The organism is Enterovibrio sp. FF113 (assembly GCF_041439165.1).
Classification (GTDB): Bacteria; Pseudomonadota; Gammaproteobacteria; order Enterobacterales; family Vibrionaceae; genus Enterovibrio; species Enterovibrio norvegicus_A.
On record NZ_JBGONO010000001.1, the window covers coordinates 89,883 to 101,856 of the forward strand.

At 45.1% G+C, this 11,974-nt stretch carries 12 protein-coding genes; all 12 read right to left on the reverse strand.

From position 1 onward, the window contains the following. Nucleotides 1-645, reverse strand: coding sequence for a hypothetical protein (locus ACED36_RS00465; RefSeq protein WP_016958699.1), 645 nt, complete (start codon nt 643-645; stop codon nt 1-3). Beyond that, nucleotides 609-1,127, reverse strand: coding sequence for a DUF2878 domain-containing protein (locus ACED36_RS00470; RefSeq protein WP_017003482.1), 519 nt, complete (start codon nt 1,125-1,127; stop codon nt 609-611). Before ACED36_RS00470 ends, ACED36_RS00465 begins: the two co-directional genes overlap by 37 nt. Nucleotides 1,128-1,163: 36 nt before the next feature. Beyond that, complete coding sequence (locus tag ACED36_RS00475; protein WP_017003481.1) at nt 1,164-2,402, reverse strand: cyclopropane-fatty-acyl-phospholipid synthase family protein; 1,239 nt, start codon at nt 2,400-2,402, stop codon at nt 1,164-1,166. A 2-nt stretch (nt 2,403-2,404) separates the two neighbouring features. Beyond that, nucleotides 2,405-3,142 (reverse strand): DUF1365 domain-containing protein, encoded by a 738-nt coding sequence (locus ACED36_RS00480; protein WP_017003480.1) that lies wholly within the window; start codon nt 3,140-3,142, stop codon nt 2,405-2,407. Further along, nucleotides 3,139-4,425, reverse strand: coding sequence for an NAD(P)/FAD-dependent oxidoreductase (locus ACED36_RS00485; RefSeq protein WP_371732550.1), 1,287 nt, complete (start codon nt 4,423-4,425; stop codon nt 3,139-3,141). Before ACED36_RS00485 ends, ACED36_RS00480 begins: the two co-directional genes overlap by 4 nt. Next, the gene (locus tag ACED36_RS00490) at nt 4,422-5,153 is read right to left on the reverse strand and encodes an SDR family NAD(P)-dependent oxidoreductase (RefSeq protein ID WP_371732551.1); all 732 of its coding nucleotides are present in this window, start codon (nt 5,151-5,153) and stop codon (nt 4,422-4,424) included. Before ACED36_RS00490 ends, ACED36_RS00485 begins: the two co-directional genes overlap by 4 nt. Further along, nucleotides 5,150-5,596: a nuclear transport factor 2 family protein gene (locus ACED36_RS00495; RefSeq protein WP_016958693.1), complete on the reverse strand. Its 447-nt coding sequence runs from the start codon at nt 5,594-5,596 to the stop codon at nt 5,150-5,152. Before ACED36_RS00495 ends, ACED36_RS00490 begins: the two co-directional genes overlap by 4 nt. Then, nucleotides 5,593-7,044 carry a deoxyribodipyrimidine photo-lyase gene (phrB, locus tag ACED36_RS00500; RefSeq protein WP_371732552.1) on the reverse strand — a complete coding sequence of 484 codons (1,452 nt, stop codon included), beginning with the start codon at nt 7,042-7,044 and terminating at the stop codon, nt 5,593-5,595. Before phrB ends, ACED36_RS00495 begins: the two co-directional genes overlap by 4 nt. Then, entirely contained in the window at nt 7,041-7,886 is an 846-nt protein-coding gene (locus ACED36_RS00505; protein WP_016958691.1) for a MerR family transcriptional regulator, read from the reverse strand. Before ACED36_RS00505 ends, phrB begins: the two co-directional genes overlap by 4 nt. Continuing rightward, nucleotides 7,876-8,835, reverse strand: coding sequence for a DUF523 and DUF1722 domain-containing protein (locus ACED36_RS00510; RefSeq protein ID WP_016958690.1), 960 nt, complete (start codon nt 8,833-8,835; stop codon nt 7,876-7,878). The genes ACED36_RS00505 and ACED36_RS00510 overlap by 11 nt, the downstream gene beginning before the upstream one ends. 158 nt (nt 8,836-8,993) lie before the next feature. Next, nucleotides 8,994-9,998: a peptide antibiotic transporter SbmA gene (gene sbmA, locus ACED36_RS00515; protein WP_016958689.1), complete on the reverse strand. Its 1,005-nt coding sequence runs from the start codon at nt 9,996-9,998 to the stop codon at nt 8,994-8,996. 274 nt (nt 9,999-10,272) lie between these two features. Further along, a complete protein-coding gene (locus tag ACED36_RS00520) occupies nt 10,273-11,808 on the reverse strand; it encodes an EAL domain-containing protein (protein ID WP_016958688.1) in 1,536 nt (511 codons plus the stop codon). Nucleotides 11,809-11,974: the final 166 nt, after the last annotated feature.

An 11,974-nucleotide genomic window follows, 5' to 3' on the forward strand; every position in this document is an offset into this window, starting at 1 on the left:
TTATTTTCCTCCAATGAGAGCTAAACGAAGTGATGGGTAAGCGGTTTTCGGAGACAGCCAGATATCAGCAAACGCTTGGGCTAAAGGTATGTCTTTCAATGTTGCATACGGTTTGGGCTGGCCTTGTTTGGGCTGGTAAAAAAATGCACCGCCACTGCTTTCCAGAACGTAGATAAGGCGATCGCCTTCTTTGACGTTTGGCCACGCATTTTTCATTTGCGGATCCCAACTCGCAATGGTGTCGGCAGAGAATCCAAGGTGCTCCCATTGTTCGACGGTCGCATCGAGCAAATCGTCGGCATCGATATCCCGGTCATAGGTGATCACCAGCGCCAAGGGCAGAGGGGATTCGGGATTATATACTCCCGCTGGAGTGCGAAGCTCACTGTCGTATATTTTCCAGAAACCCCATGACAATGAAGCGGAACCAACAGGCTTCCACCACATCCACTGCTCTTTTTTATCTGAGGTGTTTTCCGATAGCCCCTTCGTGACTGCACTGGTCAACGGCACGGCAACGCTCGCAGGCTGCCCTGTGCTAGAGCCAATAAAGGCATAGGACGACAAAGACGTCAGCAGCGCCAATGGACCTGCCAAGCCAAGAAATGTCATTTTTTTACTGAAACCGAACGTGAAAGAAACCATACTTCCCCCTTCGACTGGAAGTATTTCAACAACAATAGAAACAACACGCTGTATACCGCCCATCCAATGGCCAGCACGGCAACTGTTGTCCAATACGGCTGTCCAAACGATACTGCGCCCAACCGCTCACCGCCGAGATAACTCACTGCGCCACCAATAGAGCCGGCCCCAATCAACACGCCAATATTCTTATCTAAAATCCAATCTTTGATTAGCCACAGATAAGCACCAAAACCCGCCCAAAGTAAGCAAAGCCATAAAGGAAGAAACGGCGTATCGAATACCAAGAATTGGCTAGACATCAGTACGCTATCACCAGCAATGCCGATCAATGCGAACAGAGGAATGGCGATGATCACGCCGCGGTCAATAAACATCGACGCAATCAAAACCAATACAAGAAGAGGAAGAAAGCTGTTTTGCCCAACCACTGCAGCGAACCAATATAGGTTAAATGCTAATGAAACTAGGATAATACGCATGTTCTGCCCCCTGATTAATTGAGTTTTTTGGTGCAGTTACTCGCGCCAGTCGGGACGGCTCAGTACAAGCTGTACTGTGCTGATGGTGCGTTCGCGGAAACCCCCTTCGCAGTAGCAGAAATAGTAACGCCATAGGCGAGCAAAACGATCGTCATACCCAAGTTCACTAAGCTCCGCATGCTTATCGTTGAACCTTGCGTGCCAATCTTTTAGCGTGCGCGCGTAATCCAAACCAATATCTTTCAAATCGCGCGCAACCAGATCGCTCTCACGTGTAAAGTGTTCAAGCAGTACATTCACTGACGGAAGGAAGCCACCTGGGAAAATGTGTTTTTGAATGAAGTCGACGTTACTGCTGTAGTAGTCATAGCGTTGATCGGCGATGGTAATTGATTGAATCGCCATCAAACCATTCGGTTTCAGCAAAGACTGACACTTCTTGATGTAGGTCGTCAGATACGTTTTGCCCACCGCTTCAATCATTTCAATCGACACAAGCTTGTCAAATTGCCCTTCGAGATCGCGATAATCTTCTTTCAGCAAGGTTATTTGACCTGACAGCCCTTCTTGCTCAACGCGACTCTTCGCCCATTCGTATTGCTCATTGGAGATGGTTGTCGTGGTCACTTTGCATCCGTAATGCTTGGCAGCGTGAATGGCCATGCCACCCCAACCTGTGCCTATTTCGACAAGATGATCACTGGGTTGCAATCTCAATTCGCGGCACAATCGGTCCATTTTCTCAAACTGGGCGCTTTCCAACGTATCCGTGTCGTTTTCATAGATAGCGCTTGAATAGAGCATTTCTTTGTCGAGGAAACGTTCATAAAGATCGTTTCCAAGGTCGTAATGTGCCGAAATGTTGGTACGAGAGTTTTCTTTGGTGTTTCTGTTTTTCCAATGCGCAAACTTTTGAGCAATATTTGCAATCCAACCCACTTTGCTTTCAAGGCGATCTAACGCGGGCAAGTTGCGACACACCGCGCGAATCACATTGGTCAAATCTGGCGAATCCCACCAGCCGTCGACGTAAGCCTCTGAGGCGCCGATACTTCCACCGCTCAATACTCGGCGATAAAAACCCGGATGGCGCACAATGATTTCGGCATGCAATTCTGCATTCATGTCGCCTAGCTGTTGGGTTTGACCGTCATAGTCAACCAATGTCAAAGCGACGCCTTCTATATGCCCAAAGGTAGATAGGAGCATGCTGCGGGCAAACGTGTCTTTCTTCGTTACAGGCCACGTTGTCGATTCAATTTCGCTAGAATACATATTCACTCCTTTGCCTGTGCGGTATGGGTATAAAGTGGTGCGCCTTTTATCCAAAGCTTTAACGCTTGCCAATAGATTGAGGCGACAACTTTAACCGTCATCACGGGCGTTCTTACGATAAGTTTGGAAAGTTCAGATGAAGAAAAAGGCTTCTTCGACATCGCAAGCGTGGCGTCGAACTCGCGCCCCTCTCGATGCGTTTCGAGATGAATGAACGCGACTTTGTTAATCGGACGCAATTTCCAAACGTACTTCTGTTCAATCGGATTAAAGGGAGATACGTGGAACGCCTTGTCATTCTCCCAGTGCTTACCAGCCGGAATCGCATAATAATGGCGTTGATTCCATGGCGTATTACTGACCTCAGCCAACATGTAACACCAGTTGCCATCTCTGTCGTACAAGTAGTAGAAATTGACTGGGCTAAAGTACAGCCCGAAATAACGCAAGTGACACAACGCGAGCACTTTTCCGGTGTAACGCTTGCCTGTCAAAGCAAACACTTTGTCTTGTACTGCTTGTTGGGTATCTGTGCGTCCTTCCATATAATCAGGACGGTAAAAACTTGCGACACCCCATTTCTTAAGAGAGAACCCTCTCACTTTCTGTGATAGCTCTTCTATTTCATCCAAATCAATCAAGGGCATGAACATAGGATAAGTAAAACCATGTTTTACTGGCGTGAACCGACGATGGCGGACACTCCCCACATACAAACCACTTAATGATTCGGCACTCATGACGCGCTCCGCAGCGGAACTGGCAATGCGTGGACACCGTTAACAACATCCAATGCACTGCGTACACCGTCTTCATGAAAGCCGTTGTACCAGTACGCACCACAGAACCAACTCAAGTTTTCGCCAGAGATAAGCTCACGATGCTTCTGTGCTTCAATGCATTTTTGGTCAAACACGGGATGGGCATAAACAAATTTGCGCAAGATCTTGGAAGGATCAATGTTGTCAGATTGATTCAAGGTCACACAGAAAGTTTCTGGTGCGTCGATACCTTGCAGGATATTCATGTTGTAACTTAGGGCTGCCGGGCGCTCTTCTCGACCTGAACGTCCACCAAGGGAGTAGTTCCAGCTAGCCCAGGCGGCTTTCCGACGTGGTAACACACTGATATCGGTATGCAGAACAACGTCGTTGTCTTGATAATCAATGCTACCCAAAACGCGCTGCTCATCTTTCGTTGGCTTTTGCAATAGCGCCAAAGCCTGGTCGCTGTGACAGGCGAAAATCACTTGGTCAAAGTCGTATTCGCCGTTCTCTGTAACAACCACAACATGATCAGAGAAACGCTCAACATGTTTAATGCCAGCATTGAGTTTGATGCGGTCTTCAAAAGCAGGAACCATCTTACGCACGTATTCTCGAGAGCCACCCGGAATCACATACCATTGCGGCCGATTAGTAACGTTTAACAGGCCGTGGTTTTGGAAGAAGCGAAGAAAGAATTTGAGCGGGAATGCGCGCATATCTGACAAGGTCGATGACCAAATCGCCGCACCCATTGGCAAAATGTAGTTCTGACAGAAATACTCGCTAAAATCGCGACGCGAGAGGAAATCACCCAACGTTTGTTCAATCAGCGGATCGCCATGCGTTGCGATGGTATACGCCTCACGCGCTTCTTTGTTGAATCGCAGAATTTCAGAGATAAATTTGTAGAACTTAGGGTTAAGCAAGTTTCGCTTTTGAGCAAACAAAGAGCCCATGCTGTGACCGTTGTACTCAAGGCCATTGTCATCATTGCGCACACTAAAGCTCATTTCTGATTCCTGAGCGCCCATTCCAATGTCTGCCATTAGATTTTGGAAGTTAGGATAAGTGCGATCATTAAAGACAATAAAGCCTGTATCAATAGCATATTTGCCACTAGCCACTTCGACATCAACCGTCGCTGTATGTCCGCCAATATAGTTGTTCGCTTCAAACAGCGTAATGTCATGCTCTTTGTGCAAATAATGCGCACAAGTTAGCCCTGAAATGCCAGAACCGATAATTGCAATTTTCATTGTGCTTTCCTTGTTATTTTTCTTATCACAGCAAGTTGTAATGCCATGGGTAATGAAGCGATCAGCTTGAGGAAAAAGGTGAACTTCTTGGGGAAATGGACTTCACTTTTCTTCTTTTCTAACCCCTGACGAATAGCCAATGATGCCTCTTTAGGCGTGACAAGCATTGGCATCGGAAAATCATTCTTATCCGTCAGTGGTGTTTTAACGAACCCTGGCGAAACAAGTGACACCGTCACACCCTTAGGTTCCAAGTCAATCGTTAATGTTTTCGCCAAGTACGAAACGGCCGCCTTTGATGCGCCATATGCTTCAGCGCGAGGTAAACCCAAATATGATGCCGTCGATCCCATCAACGCTAAGTGTGTTTGAGCAGAAAACGTGTCCTGCAATGCTTGAATACAGTTGAGAAGCCCAAAAACATTGATGTCAAAGACACGCTTGAACAACGCAACATCAATATGACCGTTATCGATGTATTCACACGTTCCTGCATTGAGAATAATCAAATCACAGGGAGATTCGATATTACCTAAAACTTCTTTAGTTTCAATTTCATTTGTTACATCGAAGCTTAGAATTGTGACAGCGTCACTACCTTTTGACCAGAGATTAAGTTGCTCAACGTTGCGACCACACGCCACCACATGCCAGCCGTCATTTGCGTAGTCTTTTGCAAGCTGTAGGCCAATACCTGACGACGCACCCGTGATCAGAACCCGCTTCATTGTCCCAATCTCTTCTTGATCATTTTGACCGCAGCGCCCAGCACAGGGAGTGCTTCATAAAGCATTTCGCCAAGATCAAAATAATCACGATGCCGAATAACTCGCCCCTCTTTCAGTACTAGCTTTGAACAGCCTTCAACAGACCTCTCCGCGCCACCAGACAACTTGGGATGGGACAGGGTCATCGTCCAACTGATAAAAGCAATGTCGCCGTTTACAGCGTGATCATGAATATCAAAGCGGCAGTCAGTCACGTTGGTGTACATAGATTCGAAGTAGCGCGCTAAATTGTCATAACCTTCAATGCGGTGTGCTGGGTCTTCAAACACCACGTCTTCGCTATAAATCGCGTCGAGAGAGTTCAAATTGTCTTTGCTTAGCGACGTATATATCGAGATGAATCGATTGAGTGTGTCTTGTTGTGGAGTCGCTGCTTGCATCATGATTCAGCCCTTTGGGTATTCTGTTGCGACTTCGCCATTTCAAACATGGAGATGGCAGTCTCTCGTGCGGCCTTATGATCAACAATCGGACGCGGATAAGCTAAATCAATTCCTTGTTTTTCTGCCCAGCGGTGAGGCTCATGCAATGCTTCATCAGGAACTGATTCTAATTCTTTCAACCATCTACGGATAAATCGCACGTTTGGATCAAACTTCTTACTCTGTGCGGTGGGATTAAAGACACGAAAATAAGGTTGGGCATCAGTGCCGACGGATGCAGACCATTGCCAACCACCGTTGTTGGCAGCAAAATCGCCATCAATCAGCTTGGACATGAAGTACTTTTCTCCCCAGCGCCAATCAATGTGCAAATCCTTTACGAGGAAGCTCGCCACAATCATTCTTAGTCTGTTATGCATCCAACCGGTTTCGTTCAACTGACGCATCGCCGCATCGACGATAGGAAAGCCCGTTCGCCCTTGCTTCCATCGCGCGAATTGCAGCTCATCACCATTCCACGTAATAGAATCAGTCCAGCTCTGGAAGCCTTTTCCTTTACTAATATCTGGGTAAGACGCAGTAATATGCTGATAGAACTCACGCCAAATCAGCTCTGATAACCATACGTGAGCACCGCCACCACTCTTATCAAGGCAGTTCTGGTTTTCGGAAAACAACCTTGCTAGGCACTGTCGCGGTGATATCGCACCAATCGCCAAGTACGGTGAAAGTTGGCTAGTCGCTGGAATAGCGGGAAAGTCTCTTGAAGCTTCGTACTGCTCTACGCGATACCTGCAGAAATCACGCATTCGCTGAATGATAGTGTTGTCGTCAATTGGCCAACCCACTGAATCATCTTGGTGATAATGAAACTCGATGCTGCTTGGCTGCTTCAATAAAGCCTGCACAGTAGCATTAATTTGAACCGGTTCAGGTGTTCCTATGGGTGCCACATTTTCGCGTTGTAACCTTGCTATCCACGCCTTTTTGAATGGTGTAAAAACACGATAGACATTCCCCGCGCCATTAATGACAGATCCTGGAGGGAAGATGCATTTGTAATCAAACACATTGAGCTTAGTGCTGGTTAAACTGAGAAGACCTGCTATCGAATTATCGCGATTGACTTCATCAAGTTCATGGTCACGAATACAATAAATATCAGCAATTTGATACTGTTGGCAAAGCTGTGCCAATGACGGATTAATGTCACTAAATGTATTCACAGTCCGGAACAGCAATGGGATATTGAGCGCTTCTAGATCTTGCTGTAGCACCATCAAACGACGTCTGATTAGGTCGGCCTGAATGGGAGCCATACCATGAGATTTCCACTGAATCGGCGTTTCGTAGTAAATGGCCATAACAGGCTCACCACTTTTGCACGCTTCGGTCAGTGCAATGTTGTCTTTTACTCGCAAATCTCTTCTGAACCAAACTAGCTTCATTTTTGATGCTCCAGATTTTCTTTCGCTGACAGGGTTGCTGAATTCACCAGCTCGGGGTGGATAAGTCGACACTCTCCCAGCAGTTCAGTAATCAGCACTGTGCTCGCTAATACACTTTCAACTTCGCGCTTTAACGATGCCGTAAACGAACAATCGGAATAGATAACCATTTTCTCTGTGTGTTGTTCTATTAACGTTTTATGAAGAGCAGCTAAACCTATACCCGCCCCCTCCACAACAGTGACGCTGTAACCTTTGGATTGAAGCAACAGTGCATGAAGATAAACTCGGTGCGCTTTATTTCCTTGTACGGCAACCATCCAGCAGGGTTTCTTCGTTGATGCTTTTTGATTGTTATGCAAACAATGAACCAACACATACGCCAGCGAAGTACACCAGAAGCTATCGCACATTTTCATTACGTCTGTATTCTGTTCGCTAAACCAATCACTTAACGGATCAAGCACTGTCGTTTTCAACGTCGATATGGGGTAGTTCTTAGTCAGTTCTGACAGGCAATTATTGACGAATCTTGCGTCAAACCGCATGACAGCATCTTTCAGCATCGCGACTTCCGGCAAGTTTTGTGCACTCTCTGCACTCACCACATCATGTTTGCCTAACAACTGTTTCACTTGGCTAACCGCAACACCTTTATGCAGCCATGAAAGTATCTCTTTTATACGTTCAACATCGTGCTCACTGTATAATCGGTGCCCTTTCGGCGTTCGTTGTGGCTTTAAAAGCCCATATCGGCGTTGCCATGCTCGTAGCGTGACGGTATTGACGCCAGTGCGCTCAGACACCTCACCAATCGCTAATGGCGTTTTGTCAGAGCCCATAACGCAATCTCAAACTTTCTGGGTAAGGGTTTAGGTAACTCTGATGTTGGAGATAGTCATCTGGGTGCTGCTGTAGATGGTGATTTATCAGCGTTAATGGTGCCAATAAAGGCATGATGCCTTGGCGATAAGAATGGATAAGCCCTGACAGTTCTTCTTTTTCCTTTTTGTCCAAATCACGTTTGAAATAACCTTGCAAATGCATTAGTACATTGGTGTTATTTTTTCGGCTAGCGCGATTGGCAATGGCTTGCATAAACAACGTGCGATATTCGATATAGAATTCATCGATATCATGATCAGCAATAGTGGCGACAAATTTACCCAAGGATTTGTAATCTAGCGGGCTATGCGCCATCAGTACAAGTTTGTAACGGGAATGAAACTCAACAATGGCACGGCGAGTAATCCCCTCTGCCATCGAATCGTATAAATCTCTCAATGCGAAAATTCGGAAGACGAAATTTTCACGCAATACTGGGTCATGAAGTCGACCATCTTCTTCAATAGGCAACCATGGCATGCGCTTCATCAGTTGTTTGGTGTACAGGCCGACACCAATTTTTTCTGCCGACACGTAGCCGTTCTCGCGATAAACCTTTACGCGTTCCATGCCACAGGTTGGTGACTTTGCGCATACCACATACCCACACAGATCCATCGTCGCGAGATGGTCAGCCTTCTTGCGACTGAACGCTTCCATTTTCTCGGTGTGGTCAACGTCCGCATTTTTCGTCTCAACCAAACGTATACCAATCTCGTCACCACGATCCAAAAGTCGGATAGTGGGACGAGGGACAGGTAGGCCAATACCGACTTCTGGACAAACAGGGACAAACTCAATGAACGGCGATAATTGTTCACAAATGAATTGATTACGTTTGTGACCGCTATCGAAACGGACATTGTCTCCAATGACACATGCACTGACACCCAATTTTATGCTCATATCTTTCTCCCTGTTGTACATGTTTTATTATTTGTACAAGTTAACTGTAATAATGGATCACAGTTGTACGAATTTATTTTGGTGTATAGGTAACAAAAAGGCGCACCATCACAAAAAATGATGGTGCGCCTCGTACTTATTGATAATTCAGTAATTTACTAATCGGTCACCGCTGCTTTTTCTGCGGTAATGGCCGATTCTATCTGTACTTCAAACGCTTTAAGTCGCTTGTAAATGGACATCAGTTCGACAATGGTACTCCACGAGTGCACCAAGAATTGAAACGATTCTTCCACCTTACCAAATGCGCGCAGGATCTGTTGCAACACCCCTAAGGTGATTGCGCCAGAGACAATCGTTGGCCCCATAAAGATATACGGCATGATCACGGTATACTGAATGTACGACCACTTGGCGACATCAAAATAAAGGTAGTGACGATAGAGATTGAAGTAATTTCGACGGACGTTAACAAAGAGTTCTTTTACTGTTTCAGGTTCAGCGCGAGATTCATGATCTTCACCAAGCACCAATTCTTTTCGATACGCTGCTTCTACTTTTTGGTTTTTGAATTCCAAACCCGGAAGCTTGATTCCAACCACAGCCAACAAAACAGTGCCAAAAATTGCAGACAGGATAGCCAAATAGACCAGTGAATGATCCACCTTTCCTATCCAAGGTAACTCAGTGACGCTCTCACTTAAGGTCCAAAGGATGGGCAAAAATGCTATCAATGTCATGATTGAGCGCATGAAGCTCACGCCCAACCCTTCTACGATACGAGCAAAACGCATGGTGTCTTCCTGAACACGCTGAGAAGCACCTTCAATGTGGTGGATTTTGCTCCAATGACGCATGTAATAGTCGTTCATCGCTGTACGCCAGCGGAACACGTAGTGACGAACAAAGAATTCAAGCGCAACGGCAATAACAATATAGATCGACACAATATTGAAAAATTCGATACAGCCCGCTAGAAATTCCTCAAACTCAACAGCGTTTGGGGTGGTCAGCGCCTCCTGCACAAGGTTATAAAATGAACCAAACCATTCATTGACTTGCACATCTATCTGAACTTTGTACCAAGTCACGTATAGGATCAAAGCAGTACCCAAGATAGACCACCGAAACCAACGTCTATCAAGAAAAAAAGATTTAAACATGAAAACACATCCTCTACATTTTGTGCGTACAGCTCTTTGAGTGCTTTATCCAAAAAGAGTTTATTTGTATGTATACCCGCCGCTTTTCCGCGTGCATAGTCCATTAGTGAGATAGACCCGTTTTGCACTAGGTTATTTCAAGTCTAGTCAGATAAATAGCCTTTCACTCAAAGATAACAAATTGATCTTATTGACCAATTTATCAAAAGCAAATGAATTTGAGCGTGATTTGCGACAGGTATTAGACAGATTGGGCAACTATCTGGGATAGCGACTAGGGTTGCGTAGGTTCAATGGTGAGAGGGAAATCATCATCTAATGAATCTTCTCCCAAGCTCTTCTTAAATACGTCAAAGGGAACAGGATCACCAAAATAAGAACCTTGAAGCATTTCGACACCCGCATGTATCAAATAGTCGGCTTGCACTTTGGTCTCAATTCCTTCTGCAACCACATGCAATCCCGACTCGCGTGAAAAAGCTAATATCGAATCCAAAATGGTATTTTTGAAATCCTCCAAACCAATACCATCAACAAACATTCGGTCAATTTTAATGGTGTCGATGTTTAAGATATGTAAGTAAGAGAACGCGCCATACCCCGTACCACAATCATCCAACTTTATCGAAATGCCTTTTTCTGTAAGCGTTTCGATGCAAATCGCAGCTTTATTGAGATCACCAAATTTAGTTCGTTCCGTGATTTCAAGCGACAATAAATGAGGATCGAGCCCATGCTCTTCCATTTTGTCGAGTAACTTCGTCGCCGTATCATTTTTTTCGAGATAGCTAGGTGACACATTAACGCTGACGAAAAAATACTTTGGTAATACCAATGTTTTAATATGATGCAAAACATTGTCCACCAGCTGATCGGTGATTTTATCAATTGAGCCATTCTGCTCGGCGAGAGGGATAAACGTATCAGGAGGGATATATTCGCCGGTGTTCGATAACCAACGAACCAATACTTCGGCGCCAACGATACGATAGCCGCCATCAACAGGACGCACAATCGGCTGATAAAACGGTATCAGGGCATTGGATTCAATCGCTTCATTGAGCAATCCAGTTAACCCTTTTCTATCAGATTGATTCAGTTCCACTCCCACTGCGATCAAGGCACCAAACAATATGACCAGTATGGAGAATAAATTAACTAAATCACCAACGAGATACTCAACGCCGTCTTCATTAATAAACAGTTTAACGCCAATATTATTACCGAGATCCCCATCAAATATTTCACGGTAAGGTAGCTCATTGCGTTGGTAAAGTGTGATGTCTCGGCCATTAACATTGGTGACCATGTAAAGGCATTTGTCGCAGTTTGACAGAAAGTTTCTCGGCTGCTCAAAAACGAATCTCAGCACGCCTTTTTGACTGTGAAGGCGCATTTCTTCAAATTGGCTTTCGCTTAAAATCAGGGAAACTTCCGAAAAAACAATTTCATTTTCTGGGGCGTACCCCATTAACGCGCGCCCCGCTTTTTCTTTGTTATAAATTGAACATGAACTGCCGTCACTGAGGTGAAGATCAACATATTCAATAAAAATATTACCTGTTCCTGCCTGGCTCATCAGCTCGATATCATCATCGTCACAATGAAAAAGCAATTGCTCAGATAACGCGCGCATTTGTTCGAAGCTTTGTCGATAAAGCTCAGTGTATAGCTGCGAAAGAACCGAAACATCTTCCTGTATTTTTTTCTGCACAAGCCAGTTTGAAACGGCAACCTGAGAAAAGTAGGCAAAAAGTATCGATACAAATATTATAATTAGCGCTTTACTGTGTTTTTCAAGCCATTCCACTGAGGCTACCGTTTAATCCCTGCACGTTGACACTAAGAATAGGACAATTGGAACGTATAAATATGTAAATAATCGAGACTAATGAGTGATTTTTCTTCATGTCTGCAATTTTTGCCCGGATATATCACCTAGCAACATGTGATAAAGTCGAACGCAGATATTTCTG

Excerpts from the sequence above, each read along its gene's own strand:
- ACED36_RS00465 (WP_016958699.1), bottom strand. The coding sequence starts at position 645 with ATGGTTTCTTTCACGTTCGGTTTCAGTAAAAAAATGACATTTCTTGGC.
- ACED36_RS00470 (WP_017003482.1), bottom strand. The coding sequence starts at position 1,127 with ATGCGTATTATCCTAGTTTCATTAGCATTTAACCTATATTGGTTCGCT.
- ACED36_RS00475 (WP_017003481.1), bottom strand. The coding sequence starts at position 2,402 with ATGTATTCTAGCGAAATTGAATCGACAACGTGGCCTGTAACGAAGAAA.
- ACED36_RS00480 (WP_017003480.1), bottom strand. The coding sequence starts at position 3,142 with ATGAGTGCCGAATCATTAAGTGGTTTGTATGTGGGGAGTGTCCGCCAT.
- ACED36_RS00485 (WP_371732550.1), bottom strand. The coding sequence starts at position 4,425 with ATGAAAATTGCAATTATCGGTTCTGGCATTTCAGGGCTAACTTGTGCG.
- ACED36_RS00490 (WP_371732551.1), bottom strand. The coding sequence starts at position 5,153 with ATGAAGCGGGTTCTGATCACGGGTGCGTCGTCAGGTATTGGCCTACAG.
- ACED36_RS00495 (WP_016958693.1), bottom strand. The coding sequence starts at position 5,596 with ATGATGCAAGCAGCGACTCCACAACAAGACACACTCAATCGATTCATC.
- phrB (WP_371732552.1), bottom strand. The coding sequence starts at position 7,044 with ATGAAGCTAGTTTGGTTCAGAAGAGATTTGCGAGTAAAAGACAACATT.
- ACED36_RS00505 (WP_016958691.1), bottom strand. The coding sequence starts at position 7,886 with ATGGGCTCTGACAAAACGCCATTAGCGATTGGTGAGGTGTCTGAGCGC.
- ACED36_RS00510 (WP_016958690.1), bottom strand. The coding sequence starts at position 8,835 with ATGAGCATAAAATTGGGTGTCAGTGCATGTGTCATTGGAGACAATGTC.
- sbmA (WP_016958689.1), bottom strand. The coding sequence starts at position 9,998 with ATGTTTAAATCTTTTTTTCTTGATAGACGTTGGTTTCGGTGGTCTATC.